Here is a 15,628-nt window from a genome sequence, read left to right on the forward strand (position 1 = left end):
GCCTACTCCTCTGCAACAAACAGCTTTGGATTTGCTGGGAGTTGGGTTGTAGTGTACCCATGTAATTGGCCGAGCTTGAACCCTTAAAGCCAAGCCCAGCATACCTTCCCCCTTTTTGTCAAAAGGGAACTCCAGTTTAACAGCAGCCCGCAGTCCCGACGCCCTTTAAAACATCGTATTGTCGTTGGCAGCAGTTTCGGGAATTGGCTGCATAACATCCCAATGTTCGGCAATTTTGCCATTTTCTATGCGGTAAATATCCGCTACAGCTGCACCACGGTCTGTCGGATGGAATTTGAGATGTACGTGTAGGAATACGTAGTCTCCCTCCGCCATGACACGCTTAACTTCCATCGTCAGTTCGGGATTCGCCTTTAAGAACTCTGTGGCGAATTCTATCAGCCCTTGACGACCGGTAACCACACCCGGATTGTGCTGCTTGTAGTCCTCCGTTAAGAACTGTTCGGCTACTGCAAAGTTTTTTTTGTTGAAAAACTCATCAAGGAACTTTACAGAAATAGCCTTATTCCGACGCTGCACAAGTCCGGGTAAGTTGGAGAATTCCGTGGGATTTAGGTAAAGGCTTTCGATTTTCTCAACGAGAGCGCCGTTAGCTTCCGTCTCCGCAAAAATGCTTTGCCATTCCGCATCGTTCTTGAACGCAGCCCAATTTTTCTCAGCCGCTTGCTTGCTTTCGTGAGTTAGCAGGTAGATTAACTTTGTGTCCTTTTCTTCGCCTTCCGGCGTCAGGTAGAGGACATTCGTCATACCGTGCTTTTCCAGCAGTCGGATTGCGTGTTCGCCGAATCGTTTGAGCAAAGCTGCCATTTTGCCAGGGAAAACGGTGTATGTTCGCAATTCGTAAATCATTTCTGTTGATGTATCGGTTGCAGAAATTGGTTGACCTGTCACATCGCTTAATACTATCTGTACATCTCCATATTTTAAGAAATATCTTAAATTCAGATGTGCGATCGCAACCAGTCGGTCATGTTCTCACCCAATTTTCGATTTTGCGCGAAGTGGGCGTCTTGGCGGTTCCCGTCACGATGCCCACCTTCACAAGAGAGGATTTTGGATTGGCTGGGCAACGATCGCAACGGCATATGGTACACTTGTATTAGTTTTTTGCCAAACTTCTCTGCACAGATAGGAAAGCTATGCTGTATCTTGCTTTAAGCTGTTTGCAGGGGCGAACAATGCAGTCTGCGGCAGAAGACCTGCTGGAAATTGGTGCTAACAATCTTCAGTTGACACCCGGTAACGTTCCCACGCCAGAGTTTAATAAATGGCTGCAAGAGCGCCAAGTTTCGATCCGAAAACATCATGGTTTTCACTGGGAAGCTCTTAGGCGTAAAGTTTGGAGCGAAACTGCCGATTGTTTGGTTGATGCAGATTCGGTTCACCCTCCACAAACAAACGCCGGAATTGCTGATGTTTGGAAACAGCAAGCAGAGCAAGGTAACTATGCAGGAATTCTCTTGGAAACAATGTATCCAGGTTATTGTTTGGGTGATGGCGATCGACTATCTTGGGCGATGGATATTCAGTTGGAACTGGCAGTCGATGTGTCGCATATCTACATTCAGATTTGCCAAAATGCCTTGGATAATACTGTTTGGGAAAGACTTCAAAACTACGAAAATATAGGTGAAATTCATATCTCTGCCAATCATGGAAAATCAGATATCCATCAACCAATTACAGAGCAAACTTTTGGCTTGGAATGGTTACGCGATCGCACTCAAGATGGAACTCCTGCAATTTTAGAATGCTATATGCACCGACTTACTCCCACAGAACGAAGAAAACAAGTTGAACTTCTTTTAAATGTTGTAGGGTAACAGATCAAAAGAAAAGCCGCAAATATCACAATTGAGAACAAACGAAAACATCATGGTGGAATATTTGTATACTAAGGAACAAGCTGCTGAAATGCGATCGCGGATAATGAATGAATATATAAAACCTCGCGTTAAAGCTTGTTTTGAACGTTATGCTCAACTACAGTCAGCGATGGTGTTAGTGGCACAATACTGGGCAGATGAAGCCGACGACGCCGTACACAACAGCACGATTTTTTCCGTTCTGAAAACTCCAGACTTGTCAGCCGCATTTAAAGCCTATGAAGATTATCTTGAAGATCCCGTTAACCTCCCAGGTTTTGAATATACTGGCGAAATTTATGACGCTTGGTTGTCGGTAGATGAGCGAGTTCAAGATGAAGAAGAATTTCTCTATTGGGAAGACAATGGAATAGCTATCCCTGCATTCGCGGCTTTTTGCAAGGAAGGTTGCCACCAAGATATGAAAATGGCAGAAGCATACACGCCTTATGCAATTTTGCGCCGCAATGGAGACGAAGTTGATATAGAAATTGTTGGGCAAATGTATCGTCCCTGGCTTGATGGAATTAAGCCGGAAGAATGGGACGAATAGAATTACAGCAGATTGTAATCGCTTATGGTAAACCTTTAATCTGCGTTCATCTGCGTTTATCTGCCTTCATCTGCGGTAAAAAATTAACCCCAGATTCCCACAGATAATCTTTGGCATCAGTCATATACTACCGAAGCAACCGAACAAGATATTCCCGCTGACAGACCCTTTTAATGTAAAAAGTGACGGATGCCAGTAAATACCATCACCATTCCCAATTCATTCGCAGCATTAATAGAATCTGCATCTCGCAAACTGCCACCGGGTTGAACAATAGCGACTATTCCCGCTGCTGCTGCTGTTCTCACCGAATCATCAAATGGGAAGAAACCATCGCTGGCAAGAAAAGCACCTTGAGTTTTTTCTGCTGCTTGTTCTAAGGCAATTTTAACAGAACCAACGCGATTCATTTGACCGGCACCGACACCGAGAGTAGTGCGATCGCGTGTCACTACAATAGCATTAGATTTAACGTGTTTGCACACTTTCCAGGCAAAGAGCAATTCTTCTAATTGTGCTGGCGTTGGTTGGTTTTCCGTGACTACCTGCCATTGGCTGGGATTTTCCACTGCATCGTCGGCAGCTTGCACCAAGAAACCACCAGCAATTGACCTCACGGTTTCTTTTGGCCCAGCAATCAAATCCGGTAAAATTAAAACTCGGACTTTCGATTTCGCCGCCAAAATTTCTTTGGCTTCTGCTTCGCATTCCGGTGCGACAACGCATTCTAAAAATGTCTTTGTCAATGCAGTTGCGGTCGCTGCATCGATCGGTTTATTCAGTGCAACAATACCGCCAAAAGCGGAAACGGGATCGGCATTGAAAGCTTTTTCGTAAGCTTCGGAAATACTATTTCCCATTGCCGTACCGCAGGGATTGGTATGTTTGATAATTGTGGCAGCAGGAGTATCGGGAAATTCAGCAATAATTCGTCGCGCTGCTTCGAGATCGACTAAGTTATTATAGCTTAATTCTTTACCTTGAAGTTTAGTCGCAGCTGCCCAACCTTGGGGAACGGTTCCTGTTTGATACCATGCAGCTGGTTGATGGGGGTTTTCGCCATATCGCAGAGATTGCAGCTGTTGTCCGGAAAGGGCGAAAGATAAACTTCTCTCCTTTTCCCCTTCTCCGTCGGCGGAGAGGGGGACTGAGGGGGTGAGGTTTTCTGGCTGCTGTTTGGCGAGATAGGAAGCGATCGCCATATCGTAAGCCGCTGTGTGGGAAAATGCTGCCAAGGCACTCTGTTGTCGAAATTCTAAAGATGCCTCTCCCCCATGTTGGCGCAATTCTTCTAAGTAGGCATGATATCGATCGGGATTGCATAAAACAGTCAGGTGCGCGAAATTCTTTGCCGATGCGCGAATTAAAGCTGGCCCACCGATATCGATTTGTTCGATCGCCTCTGGCAATGTCACACCCGATCTGGCAATTGTTTGCTCAAATGGATAAAGATTGACTACTACCAGATCGATCGGACGAATTTGATTATTTTCCAAATCGGCGATATCTTCCGGTAAATTGCGACGCGCCAGAATACCACCATGAATTCGCGGATGCAGAGTTTTGACTCGACCGCCCAGGATTTCCGGGTGTCCGGTGTAATCGGAAACTTTCGTTACTGGTAAACCAGCATCTTTGAGAGATTGGGCAGTTCCGCCACTGCTGATTAAATCAAAACCAAATTCTTCTACGAGACTGCGTGCTAGGTCAATTAACCCGGTTTTATTAGATACACTCAGCAGTGCCAGACGCGCCATGACTTGTGAAATTCCTTATAGTTGCCTTATTAAGGATAGAGGCGATCGAGATCGCAGTCCAGATCTGGTTTGACCGGATTGTCGTCGCAGGCTAGAGGAATTGTGACTGCTTTGGGAACTAGGATAATTGTGAAAAGCTATAGGAGAAAGTCTTTGTCTTTAGAAGTAATTACCTTGCCACCGAAAACAGGTCAACCCCCAAAAGGTGCGATCGTCGCTTTGCACGGTTGGGGTGCCAACGCCGAAGATCTGGCATCTTTAGCGCCTTTCTTGAATTTACCCGATTACGAGTTCCTGTTTCTCAATGGGCCTTTTCCTCACCCGCACGTACCGGGTGGAAGAGCGTGGTACGATTTTCAGAAAAATTACGGTTTAACAGAAAGTCGCCAACTGCTGACTGAATGGCTTACCTCTTTAGAGGGACGCACGGGCATTCCTCTGGAAAATACTATTTTGAGTGGATTTTCCCAAGGTGGGGCGATGACTCTCGATGTGGGACTGAACTTGCCACTGGCCGGCTTAGTATGTCTGAGTGGCTATTTGCATCCCATCACTCAAGAAGCAACAAATCGTAACTTTCCGCCTGTTTTGATATTACATGGCAGACAAGATTCGATCGTACCTGTAACTGCTGCGGTGAAAGCACGGGATATTCTATCTAACTTGGGAGTAGCGGTGCAGTATCAAGAATTTGATATGGGGCATCAAGTTACACCGGCGGTTTTGAATTTAATGCGAAGTTTTGTAATGCAGGTAATGTCATCAACAAGCTCTAAAATGCCCTAAAATCGTCTCTGTATATTACCGATTGTTAAGATGAAGTAGAAACGGCGAAAAAAATTAACAATCGGATTGATGCGGAAATTGCAATTTAGCGTTTCGTACTAGATAAATACTGAGCCAGGACTGGTCTAAGATAGTAGCGGTGGCTGCATCTATAACCAGTAGACTCCACGCTGAATGCAAATACTGCTCAAAGGAGGCGCTCAGGATGAAAACTTTAAGCATTTCTAAGCGGGATATATCAGCCTTGACGGCAGCAGATATAGCTGAATTGGCTGCGCGTCTGGAACGGGATGATTACGCTAATGCTTTTGAGGGTTTAGATGATTGGCATTTTCTGAGATCGATCGCCTTTCAGCGTCCAGATTTAGTTGAACCATATATCCACCTGCTTGACTTAGAAGCTTACGATGAAGCATAAGCATTTTCGATCTGAGATTTTAGATTAGAGTTGACGAGTCGGGAGCGCTTATGGCGGAAAATGACAAACAACTCATCGATCGAAAATCTCATATCCAAAATCCAACATTGCAAAAGGTTCTCATTGGCATTGGTGGAGGTATTGCCGCTTATAAAGTTTGCGAAGTCGTTTCAGCGCTGGCAAAATCCGGGGTCGAGGTGCGAGTTATCTTGACGGATGCAGCTTGTGAATTTATCACCCCTTTGACCCTAGCCACGCTGTCTCGTCATCCAGCTTACACGGATAAAGATTTTTGGCAACCTATACACGGTCGTCCGCTACACATAGAATTGGGAGAATGGGCGGATGTGTTTGCGATCGCTCCCTTGACAGCCAATAGTTTAGCAAAATTAGCTTATGGTTTTGCCGATAACCTACTGACGAATACGGTGCTTGCTTCCACCTGTCCGATTTTATTAGCACCAGCGATGAATACGGATATGTGGGAACAGGTGGCGGTGCAGCGAAATTGGCAACAAGTTCTTACAGATAAAAGATATCACAGCGTTGGGCCGGATGCGGGAATTTTAGCGTGCGATCGTATCGGTTCCGGTCGCATGGCAGAACCTGCTCAAATTTTGCCATACATTCAATCTTTATTGCATACTAACGGTAAACGAGATTTACTCGGAAAACAAGTATTAATTAGTGCTGGTGGAACTAGAGAACATTTAGACCCCGTGCGCTTTATCGGCAATCCCTCCACTGGTAAAATGGGATTAGCTGTTGCACAAGCAGCGCTACATCGCGGTGCATCGGTAACATTAGTACGCGCACCCGCTACTTGGGAAACGCCGATGGGTGTGCGCGATATCCCCATCACCAGTGCAGCAGAAATGCGAGAGGCGATGTTGGAATGTTTTCCTAACGCCGATTTAATTGTGATGTCAGCAGCAGTAGCAGATGTAAAACCTACTAATTATGCAGCCGAGAAATTGCCGAAAAAATTGCTGCCAACTTCCTTACCTTTGTCCTCAGTAACCGATATTGTGGCAGAGTTGGGAAAATTGAAACAACCCCATCAACTTTTAATCGGATTCGCGGCTCAAACTGGCGACATCGTAACGCCTGCTTTAGAAAAATTGCACTCTAAAAAATTAGATGCTATTGTTGCCAATCCTATCGATAAATCCGATAGCGGTTTTGGCAGCGACAATAACCAAGCGATATTTATCGACGCACAAGGAAGACAGATAGAAATTGCACGTTGTTCTAAATTAGAAATAGCGCATCGGTTGTTTGATTTCGTGCAAATTGGAGGTTAGATAATGACTCAGGAATTATTAGATTTGCGGAATAGCATTACAGAAGGACGTTATGAAGATGCTTTGGTACTTATTGATGAGTTAGAAGGAATGAGCAGGCAAGTTATTCTGCGGAATATCCAATCTTTTTTACTCAGATTGTTGATGCACTTGATTAAAAACCAAATCGAACAACGATTAACAAAATCTTGGGCGGCTTCTATTCGATATTCAATTCGTCATTCAATTCGTCAAATAAAAAAACTGAATCTTCAAGATAATAAAATTTCCTATTACATCAAAACAGATGAATGGCAAACAATGCTTGAAGATGAATTTGAAGCAGCAATTCGCGATGCGAGTTTAGAAGTGAGGGATGGTTCTTACAGCGAGTCAGAACTACTAGAAATGGTGGATAGAGAGCAAATACTCCTAACTGCACAAACTTTTCTGGCTTTGACCTATGAATATTCAGTTAGAGAATTACCCGGAGTTGTTAATGAATATTTGGCTCAATTACCGGGTGGCGAAGATTGGAAACAAGGTAGGCAATAATTATGACACAGGAACTCACAGATTTAAGAAATTGCATTTTGGAGAAACGTTATGAAGATGCTTTGATACTTATCGATGAGTTAGAAGGAATGAGCAGGCAAGCTATTCTGCGGAATATCCAATCTTTTTTAGATAGGATGACGATCCACTTGATTAAAAACCAAATCGAACAGCGATTAACTAATTCTTGGGTAGCTTCGATTTCTGATTCCATTGTACAAATTAAGCGCTTGAATCTCAAAGAAAATAAAACTTCTTACTATGTTAAAGCAGATGAATGGGAGTTAATGCTTGAAGAAGCGATCGCAAATGCAATTCGTCCAGCAAGTGCGGAACTGCTCAACGGGAGATTAAAACCGTCTCAGGTTTCACAAATGCTAGATAACGCAAAGTTAATGGCGAAGGCTAAACAATTGCTTGCTTTAACTTACGAATATTCTGCAACTGATTTACCCGATATTATCGATGAATATTTAATTGAGTTGCCAGGTGGACAAGATTGGTGAGAAAATATTGACGTTCAAAATTGCAACCAGCTTCCAAAAGCAGCTTTTTTAATTGAGGAGTAAATGAAAGAACCATTTTATCAAGCTACCTGAATCAATTCTTGGCGATGGCTGGTCAATTCAAAAGAGATCGAACCTGTATAATCAGCAGAGACCAGATGATTGACGAATAATAATTCTGGAATCATCTGCTTTAGTTTGTCCGTTAACAATTCGATCGTACTAGCTTCTGTTACTAATCCGGGAACATCTTCACTCTCCGCAACCCAGACTTGCGCCTCTCGATCCCAGAAAGCATCAATTTTATATACGATTGTACTCATTTTGGGTCGGGTGATTTGTCATTGATTGAGCAATTACTCCTATTTTACAGAGCAATAAAAAAAGGGTGGTACTAAATTTCCTAAGCCGATCGCAAAGTCTGCAACTGATAGCCACGCTGTTGCAATTTATACATATGATCGAACAAATTCCAGCAATACTGTTCCGGCAGTCCGCAAGTGACAGCACCGCGCAGCACGACGTTGAAATACCAGTCATTCGGTGGTAGTTCTTCCGATAATTTGTTGACTACTACGTAGGTGCGAACATTTTTATACAAGATATCGCCACAGCTAACGCTTACCATTTCGTGACGATAGCCGTTCGTGGGGACTTCTTCCCGTTCGTCCAGGCGATCGCTCAGTCGCCAAGGTAACCTGTAGAGAACCCCTTCCACTGAAGAAGTGCGATCGGGCACAATATCCAATACCCCACAGTTGCGAAGCTGCGAGTGCTTATAAAAACCCAACCGATAACCTTTGAGCGTAGCAGGGCCGATCGCGTAGTCATGAGTATTTTCGCCCAACGTCCGCTTCAGATCCACTGGACACATACAAGAACCGTATGCAAAATAGTAAAACATCGGCTCTGGTGTTTGTTGCTGCTGTTGTAGATTGCGAGATAGTGTCCGAAATTGCTGAAACTGGGCGAGGGATATCATAGTTGACTGGCATTACCGAGTATATCTACATATAGTATCAAAACTCTTTCAAAAAAACAACATATTCTCCATGTATAAACCGGAGATTATAAGCAGAGGTGCAGAAAATAAGTCAAAAGTTAAAAGTCAAAAGTCAAAAATAAGAGCAATAGAAAGTTAAACGGAGTAAATAAGAGCAATGAGCGAATAGAGGTCAGTAAAATCCCCTAAATTCTAACTTTTGACTTTTGACTTTTGACTTTTGACTTTTGACTTTTTCTAGCCTCTAGCAATCTGGCTCCAAGCGCGGACAACTTGCTGCAAAGGTTGAGGTAAACGATCTTGAACAATATCGGCGTAGCGGGTAGTACCAGTCGAGCTAGTCACAGTAACGGTAATGTAATCGGCAGCACCTCTGGGTGCCGGGTAACTCAGACCGTTAAACCGCGCTAGCGATTGCCGTTGCAATAACTGCTTAAATTCGCGCAATTGTTGGGGAGAAATTTGACGCACGCTGCGTTCCGAGTCGTTGGCATCGCCAATGCGAACTCGCATCAATTGTCCGTCATTCATGAGGGTAGTTTGATAAGTGCGACCGGTAATTCCACCACTGGAAGTAGCCTGAAAGAGTATACCTCTATCCAAACGAGGGGGTAATTGGCTGGCAGGAATGGGAACGGGTCTGAGAGAGCCAGTAGCCGTTCTTTGGCTAACCACTTCCTCGACTGATTTCGGTAAATTAACAGAGACGCGGGAATCTTCTAGGCGTAAGATTGTGCCGTTGCTGTTGGTACGATAAGTCCAGGTTTTGCTACCGTCAGATACCACAACGCGCCAACCTTCTACCAATGCTTGAGTGCAAATTCGATCGGGTTCGGCGAGACCCAGGCAACCATCCGGCCAAGTTTGCCGACTGTAGCGGGTAATTCTCAGCTTTCCGGGAGCAATTCCAGTTTTGGCAGACAGATCCTGGCGAACAGCACGATCTACTTGAGCGGGAAGGCGGTTGGCGCGAGCATCAGAAGGACTTTGGCTGATAAGTTCGCTTGTAGTTTCAACAGTCTCGCTAGTAGATTGAGCAAGATTTTGAGGGTAAGCAACGGCAGTTTTTAAGACAGTGAAGCTGGAGCCTAAAGACAAAATTCCAGCTAACACTAAGGCTGACAAAATCCGCCGAGGCTTCGTGTTTGTTTGGCTTGGTGTGGAGCGATCGAACATAGGTTTCATGGGAACTTTCTACAGCGAAAAACGATCCGATATGGAATTTAGCCGCGTCACGCTATGGCGATCGTAGCGTTAGTGCAAGCACCGGCACTATGCCTGCGGCGCAGTTGCAATACCAGGTATACACAGAACCTAGACGTTCAAAAGCATTTGTTTAGTTCCGTAATTTCCCAGATTGTCTGTAGGTAATAGCTAAGGCACTGTACAAAAGTGCTGAGATTGACGAATGCGCGATTAAAAACATATTTAGCGCAGAAGTAATTTTGCTAAGTTTCTGCGATCGCAATCAGATTGTCAAAGAAAATCGTTGCTTTGGGTTAAATATGCTGATTTGTGTGCGGTATCATAAATATCTCGGTCATACCAATGTTTTAATTATCCTCAGTACACAAATTCGGATTAAAATCAAAAAACCCCCAGACCCAGACGTTACTTTGTTTACAAGTCCAGAAATATGGTGAAAAGATCTGTCAAACGCTTTATGACAGCCTGTGCAGACAGGCTTTTCGGGTATATCCGGCACTTTATCTGTCACCTACAGCCTCGCAAACACAGATGGTTTGCCCTTTTGATTGCCGCCAGCACAATCATTGTAGCGATCGCACCGCAACCCTCTTACTCGCAAACCAGATTTAGAGATATTCAAGGACATTGGGCGCAACCTTGCATTGAAAAACTCATCAAAGAAAATATTATCAATGGTTATGAAGATAGAACTTTTCGACCCAGTTTGGCGGTATCGCGGGCTGAATTTGCCACAATGCTAGATAAGGCATTCCCCAATCTACCAAAAGTCCGAGATGCCGTTCGCTTTGCCGATATTCCCTCCAACTACTGGGCCGGTCGTGCAATTACTAGAGCTTACGAAACAGGTTTTCTTTCTGGTTATCTCGGTGAAGTTTTCAATCCACTCAGAAAGATTACGAGAGAACAAATGTTGGTGGCTTTAGTAAGTGGCTTAAAGTATTCGCCCACCCAGACAGTAAATGAAACTTTAAACGCGCTTTTTACTGATGCGGATACCATTAAAAATTATGCCCGGAATGCGATTGTCGCCGCCACCGAAAAACAGCTAGTTGTCAATTATCCTAATGTCAACACACTCAACCCCAATGGGTTAGCAACGCGAGCAGAAGTAGCCGCTTCCTTATGTCAAGCTTTGGGTAAATTTGGCTTAGTTCCAGAAGAGTATATTCCTGTAGTAGAAACGCTAACTCCACCAACAGCACCATCGACAACACCCGAAACAACTTCTCTGCTAAAAACAGCATTAAATACAACCACTGCGGAGATCAGAGGAGTTTGGCTGACAAATATAGATAGCGATGTGCTGTTTTCTCGTTCTCGGCTCACCAATGCTTTGCAACGCTTGCGCGAGCTAAATTTCAACACAGTTTATCCCACAGTTTGGAATGGTGGTTATACCCTTTATCCCAGCCGCGTAGCAAAAAGTGCGATCGGGCGATCGCTCGACCCAGAACCTGGGTTGCAAAGGCGAGATATGCTTAAAGAAGTTGTCGAAGAAGGACATAAAAAAGGCTTAATCGTTATTCCTTGGTTTGAATTTGGTTTCATGGCACCAGCTAATTCTGAATTAGCCAAACGTCACCCCGACTGGCTCACTCAGCGCCGCGATGGTAGCAAAATTTGGAAAGAAGGAGTAGAAGAGCGCGTTTGGCTCAATCCTTTTCATCCGAAAGTGCAGCAATTCATCCTAGATTTAATTGTCGAAATTGTCACAAAATACGATGTAGATGGGATTCAATTAGATGACCATTTCGGCTTACCTGCGGAATTTGGATATGATGATTACACGGTTGCACTTTACAAACAAGAACTTCCGGGTCTATCTCCTGACGACGATTTTAGAGAAACTTTTTGGGTACGCTGGCGAGCAGACAAAATTAACGATTTTATGGCGCGACTATCCAGTGCGGTGAAAGCTCGCAAACCAAAATGTATTGTTTCTATCTCTCCCAATCCCTTACATTTTTCCTTGCCAGCACATTTGCAAGACTGGTTTACCTGGGAAAGACGGAATCTAGTGCAAGAAATTATTGTGCAAGTTTATCGAGATGACCTCAAGCGTTTTACCACCGAATTGGAGCGTGCAGAAGTGCAGTTGGCTCAAAGTCATATCCCCGTAGCTGTGGGTATTATGGCCGGTCTGAAAGGTAACTCGACTTCTATGCAACAAATTCAAACTCAAGTTGGCGTAGTTCGCGATCGCGGTTTGGCTGGAGTGTCGTTTTTCTTCTATGAAAGTCTCTGGAATTGGGCGAAAGAAACACCGACAGAGCGCGAAAATGGATTGAAAATTCTCTTCCCTATGCCGGTGTCAAGACCTGATGTAGCTGGGGACTAGAAAGTCAAAAGTCAAAAGTCAAAAGTCAAAAGGAAAAAATCAAAAGGAAAAAAGGGGTTAAGGATTAGGGGATAGGGCGTCGGGAAAGTCAATCATTCTCCTCCTCCTCCCTCTCCCTCTTTCCTACTTGCGAGTACGCACAATAATGTATGGGCTTGTATCTGGGATAAACGGGGAGCGATCGTAATTCCCAAACACCTCCTCAATAGAGACACATCAACTCCAGTACAGAACCATCAATTTTTTGACACTCTTGCAGGAAAAAGGGCAGATCGTCTGTAAAACGTAAGTAGGAATCATAAAGATGTGCAATCTGCTCGTAATCTAGTGCAGAAGTCATAAAATCACCCTTACGTGCCATTTTTATTTTTTAGTTTTTCTAGAAGCGATCGCAATTTCTAGAGTATTTCGACTCGATGAAGGCTTGGTACTATTATTCATATTCAGCTTCAACAAAGAACCAGACGTATTTGTGAAATACACCCAGCGTTTTTTGCCACTCGCTACCGTTATTTGCCAACCCGGAACTAGCACCTTGCTACAGGAAACGTCAGTGCGATCGATATTCAAGCAGCTATTCAACCAAGTCAACTGTCTCGCCTCCACTATTTGCAGTGCGGACTCTGGTAACTTCTCACGCTGGGATAAGTCGTGCATAACCGCACTCTTAACCGATGACGATAAAGTTGTATTAGTCTGGAATGAATTGGAAACAGCAACATTAGTATTGCCTAGCGGTTGTCTGACGCCGAAATACAAAACGCCGGTCAAAACCAAAGCTAAGACAAAAGGACGTGGCTGCTTAACTGTTTCACTAATAGTCGCTGCGGCAGATCCTGTCGTAGTAATTTGTTCCATAGCAAGCCTCGCAAGTGGATGCTGTCAGCGAAGTGGGCTATACAGACGTGGAACTACACTCTGATTCTGATGGATTTCGGAAAAGCTGAAATCTTTTTTCATTGGTTGAGCTTAATATGCAATTGCACAATGCCCGCACCTGCGATCGAAAGTGATTTTCCTCGCTCTGCGTTACCCAAACACAAACAGCTTTATGAGAGCAAGATATCTGCACCCTGCGAGTTATTTCTGCAAATAATCTTTATTTGCTAGTTTTAACAAGTATTGTCAAATACTAATTTCTTACTTAACAGACAAATTTTAAACCCAGAAAATACCGAACTACAAGTAATATTTAATACTTTTTATATTACGATTTATTACAGACGCTGATAGACTCCAAAAACTTGGTTTCTTCCAGAAACTAGATTCTATGTCAATGCCAGTTTCTGGTTGGTTTAAGCATTATCATATTTAACATTATTTTTCATATATCTCCAGAGGTAGATCGTCTGGGTCTTTGAAAAAAGTAAAGCGCTTACCTGTAATCTCATCAATTCTGATCTCTTCTACCTGCACACCTTGAGATTTTAGATAAGAGACAGACTCATCAATATTTTCAACTTCAAAAGATAAATGTCTGAGACCGCAAGCTTCCGGGCTATTCAGTCGTTTAGGAGGATTAGGAAAGGAAAACAGTTCAATTTGGTCACCGTTACCGACACGCAAATCCAACTTGTACGAATTTCTGTGCGATCGGAAAGTTTCTTTGATAATCAAAAAACCTAAAACTTCTACATAAAAACTTTTAGATTTTTCATAGTTTGAACAAACGATCGCTACATGATGAATCCCAGTTGTTTTCATAATGTCACATCCTATATCATATATCAAGCGATCGCCATCTCCGACTCGAACGATCGCATTTGCGATGCCTCCTCAATTTTAGCCATACCAAACAACTTCGGTAATTGATTAGTTTCTCTCATCACTTCTCTGACTTCCGAATTCGATACATTTGCCAAGTTCTTGCGATCGAGGATTGCAATAACAGCAGCTATTCCCACTCCTTGACCCACAGCCGAATTAAATTCTACAATTCTGCCAGCAGTAGAAGCATAACCCTCAAAACCAGAAGCCGGACTCACAACGGCGAGGTTAGGAACGTACTTAACTAATGCGTGCTGGATACCGATATGGAAAACTGGCGGCGGAAAGCGAACAGATGAAAAACCTTTTGCATTTGCCCTTTGGGAAATACCTTTAATTTCTCCCCGCGCATCAAAATGATAAGCAAAAGTACCGATCGATTCATTTTCCGGTACGCCACCCATGAGCATTTTTGTACCAGTCAACGGTTCTACAACACCAGTAATATTGCCAGCGTGTCTAATATAAAGCTCTTTTGCCGGGGTAACGGCAGTAGCGCCCAAACTCTTGAACCACTTTTCCAGCCAAGCTATTTCCGCTAACATTTTAGGAGTTGGCTTGGCAGAAGCTTTTGCCAAAGCTTCTGCTTCATCGGCGGTAACAGCGATTAGAAGAGCATTCCAAGAAAGACGATCGTCTCCCAGTATTGCTATATTTGCCCTATCTAAAATTACACCCGTTTTCGCCAAACAAAACTTCTTTCTCCTGAAAGAGTGGTAGCCTACAGATAAAGCCGTAGAACGGATATCGATATAATCTGTACCTGCTTGGAGAGTTTTGAGATCGCCATTAGATTCCAGCATTTCCTTTCTGAGTGCTTCTGCAAATTCGACATCAAAACCCGCAGCGTACAGCAGAAGCGTTTGCCCCTCTGTATCGGACAAGTTCGTAAAGCGTTTGAGATAGCGATACTCTATTTCTGTGATTCTGCTAGGGGTCAATCCCTTAGTTTCAAACACAAGCGTAACGGCTAATTCTGATTCGGGAAGACAAAATGTTTCAAATCCCTTTAGTTTTCTGACACCAGCAGCTTGTGCCAACTCAGCATTAACAGTAGAATCTATAAACTGCTTGGCAGAAAATATACCGCGATCGTTCGCTAAGGTTATGCTCGCTAAATTGTCACCTTCTTTGGTAACAGAGCGAATGCCAACATTGGTGAGAATATCAACGCCTGCTTCCCGAAGCATCTGCCGGAGTACTTCACTTGCTTTGCGAGGATCGAGACCGACATCAATAACGCCAGACTTATGCAAAAATTCTTTATAGATTGGAGCGGGATCGCCAAAACGATCTAAACCTTGAGATTGTTGAAAATTACGATCGATCTGCGTTCTATCCAAATAAGCCAAACCGCCTCTGACCAAATGACCGCCTATTCCTGCTTGTAAATTACCGTTAGAGATCAGAAGAACTCGCGGATACTTGTTAGTCCGACGACGATATTCCCTAGCAGCACAGATCAGAGCTAAGATTCCCGGAACCTCATCTCCGAAACCGATGACATCGTAAGCACACGCATCTTTAACCATTGTTCAATAGCTAATTTTAGATTTCAAATTTTTTT

The 15,628-nt window shown here is 43.7% G+C and carries 19 protein-coding genes; 10 read left to right on the plus strand and 9 right to left on the minus strand.

Features of this window, described 5'->3' with window-relative positions; genetic code table 11:
- Positions 1-165: 165 nt before the first annotated feature.
- The gene (locus tag ACE1CD_RS28560) at positions 166-870 is read right to left on the minus strand and encodes an ester cyclase (RefSeq protein ID WP_374796490.1); all 705 of its coding nucleotides are present in this window, start codon (positions 868-870) and stop codon (positions 166-168) included.
- Between ACE1CD_RS28560 and ACE1CD_RS28565 the strand changes: the two genes are divergently transcribed.
- From ACE1CD_RS28565 to ACE1CD_RS28575, 3 genes are read left to right on the plus strand one after another with little or no spacing between them, the layout of a single operon-like run.
- Positions 849-1,124 carry a hypothetical protein gene (locus ACE1CD_RS28565; protein WP_374796488.1) on the plus strand — a complete coding sequence of 92 codons (276 nt, stop codon included), beginning with the start codon at positions 849-851 and terminating at the stop codon, positions 1,122-1,124. The genes ACE1CD_RS28560 and ACE1CD_RS28565 overlap by 22 nt on opposite strands.
- 36 nt (positions 1,125-1,160) lie before the next feature.
- Entirely contained in the window at positions 1,161-1,844 is a 684-nt protein-coding gene (locus ACE1CD_RS28570) for a hypothetical protein (protein ID WP_374826965.1), read from the plus strand.
- Between the two features lie 31 nt (positions 1,845-1,875).
- Positions 1,876-2,439 (plus strand): hypothetical protein, encoded by a 564-nt coding sequence (locus tag ACE1CD_RS28575; RefSeq protein ID WP_374796484.1) that lies wholly within the window; start codon positions 1,876-1,878, stop codon positions 2,437-2,439.
- Positions 2,440-2,609: 170 nt separating this feature from the next.
- Here the strand turns inward: ACE1CD_RS28575 and purH are convergent, their stop codons facing one another.
- Positions 2,610-4,196 carry a bifunctional phosphoribosylaminoimidazolecarboxamide formyltransferase/IMP cyclohydrolase gene (gene purH, locus ACE1CD_RS28580; protein ID WP_374796482.1) on the minus strand — a complete coding sequence of 529 codons (1,587 nt, stop codon included), beginning with the start codon at positions 4,194-4,196 and terminating at the stop codon, positions 2,610-2,612.
- A 153-nt stretch (positions 4,197-4,349) separates the two neighbouring features.
- Here purH and ACE1CD_RS28585 point away from each other — a divergent pair, with 153 nt between their 5' ends.
- The 5 genes from ACE1CD_RS28585 to ACE1CD_RS28605 all read left to right on the plus strand — a co-directional run bounded on the left by ACE1CD_RS28585 (position 4,350) and on the right by ACE1CD_RS28605 (position 7,744).
- Positions 4,350-4,982: an alpha/beta hydrolase gene (locus ACE1CD_RS28585; protein ID WP_374826966.1), complete on the plus strand. Its 633-nt coding sequence runs from the start codon at positions 4,350-4,352 to the stop codon at positions 4,980-4,982.
- A gap of 205 nt (positions 4,983-5,187) precedes the next feature.
- Positions 5,188-5,400, plus strand: coding sequence for a DUF2555 domain-containing protein (locus ACE1CD_RS28590; protein WP_190468558.1), 213 nt, complete (start codon positions 5,188-5,190; stop codon positions 5,398-5,400).
- Positions 5,401-5,450: 50 nt separating this feature from the next.
- Complete coding sequence (coaBC, locus tag ACE1CD_RS28595) at positions 5,451-6,704, plus strand: bifunctional phosphopantothenoylcysteine decarboxylase/phosphopantothenate--cysteine ligase CoaBC (protein ID WP_374826967.1); 1,254 nt, start codon at positions 5,451-5,453, stop codon at positions 6,702-6,704.
- A 3-nt stretch (positions 6,705-6,707) separates the two neighbouring features.
- On the plus strand, positions 6,708-7,238 hold the full coding sequence (locus tag ACE1CD_RS28600; protein WP_374796473.1) for a DUF29 family protein: 531 nt from the start codon (positions 6,708-6,710) through the stop codon (positions 7,236-7,238).
- 2 nt (positions 7,239-7,240) lie between these two features.
- On the plus strand, positions 7,241-7,744 hold the full coding sequence (locus tag ACE1CD_RS28605) for a DUF29 family protein (RefSeq protein ID WP_374796471.1): 504 nt from the start codon (positions 7,241-7,243) through the stop codon (positions 7,742-7,744).
- 80 nt (positions 7,745-7,824) lie between these two features.
- Here ACE1CD_RS28605 and ACE1CD_RS28610 read toward each other — a convergent pair whose 3' ends face one another.
- From ACE1CD_RS28610 to ACE1CD_RS28620, 3 genes are all read right to left on the minus strand, one after another.
- Complete coding sequence (locus ACE1CD_RS28610; RefSeq protein WP_374826968.1) at positions 7,825-8,067, minus strand: DUF1902 domain-containing protein; 243 nt, start codon at positions 8,065-8,067, stop codon at positions 7,825-7,827.
- An 80-nt stretch (positions 8,068-8,147) separates the two neighbouring features.
- A complete protein-coding gene (locus tag ACE1CD_RS28615) occupies positions 8,148-8,648 on the minus strand; it encodes a gamma-glutamylcyclotransferase (RefSeq protein ID WP_374797051.1) in 501 nt (166 codons plus the stop codon).
- Positions 8,649-8,984: 336 nt separating this feature from the next.
- Positions 8,985-9,932, minus strand: coding sequence for a hypothetical protein (locus ACE1CD_RS28620; RefSeq protein WP_374826969.1), 948 nt, complete (start codon positions 9,930-9,932; stop codon positions 8,985-8,987).
- Positions 9,933-10,192: 260 nt separating this feature from the next.
- Between ACE1CD_RS28620 and ACE1CD_RS28625 the strand changes: the two genes are divergently transcribed.
- Both ACE1CD_RS28625 and ACE1CD_RS28630 read left to right on the plus strand, forming a co-directional pair.
- Positions 10,193-10,390: a hypothetical protein gene (locus ACE1CD_RS28625; RefSeq protein ID WP_374796465.1), complete on the plus strand. Its 198-nt coding sequence runs from the start codon at positions 10,193-10,195 to the stop codon at positions 10,388-10,390.
- The gene (locus ACE1CD_RS28630) at positions 10,384-12,294 is read left to right on the plus strand and encodes a family 10 glycosylhydrolase (RefSeq protein ID WP_374796463.1); all 1,911 of its coding nucleotides are present in this window, start codon (positions 10,384-10,386) and stop codon (positions 12,292-12,294) included. Before ACE1CD_RS28625 ends, ACE1CD_RS28630 begins: the two co-directional genes overlap by 7 nt.
- Positions 12,295-12,496: 202 nt before the next feature.
- Here the strand turns inward: ACE1CD_RS28630 and ACE1CD_RS28635 are convergent, their stop codons facing one another.
- From ACE1CD_RS28635 to ACE1CD_RS28650, 4 genes are all read right to left on the minus strand, one after another.
- On the minus strand, positions 12,497-12,634 hold the full coding sequence (locus ACE1CD_RS28635) for a hypothetical protein (protein WP_374826970.1): 138 nt from the start codon (positions 12,632-12,634) through the stop codon (positions 12,497-12,499).
- 23 nt (positions 12,635-12,657) lie between these two features.
- Complete coding sequence (locus ACE1CD_RS28640) at positions 12,658-13,152, minus strand: hypothetical protein (RefSeq protein WP_374796459.1); 495 nt, start codon at positions 13,150-13,152, stop codon at positions 12,658-12,660.
- A gap of 459 nt (positions 13,153-13,611) precedes the next feature.
- On the minus strand, positions 13,612-13,998 hold the full coding sequence (locus ACE1CD_RS28645) for a VOC family protein (RefSeq protein ID WP_374796457.1): 387 nt from the start codon (positions 13,996-13,998) through the stop codon (positions 13,612-13,614).
- 23 nt (positions 13,999-14,021) lie between these two features.
- Positions 14,022-15,593: an FAD-dependent oxidoreductase gene (locus ACE1CD_RS28650; RefSeq protein ID WP_374796455.1), complete on the minus strand. Its 1,572-nt coding sequence runs from the start codon at positions 15,591-15,593 to the stop codon at positions 14,022-14,024.
- Between the last annotated feature and the right edge of the window lie 35 nt (positions 15,594-15,628).

Source organism: Aerosakkonema sp. BLCC-F183 (assembly GCF_041929145.1).
In the GTDB taxonomy this organism is placed as follows: domain Bacteria; phylum Cyanobacteriota; class Cyanobacteriia; order Cyanobacteriales; family Aerosakkonemataceae; genus Aerosakkonema.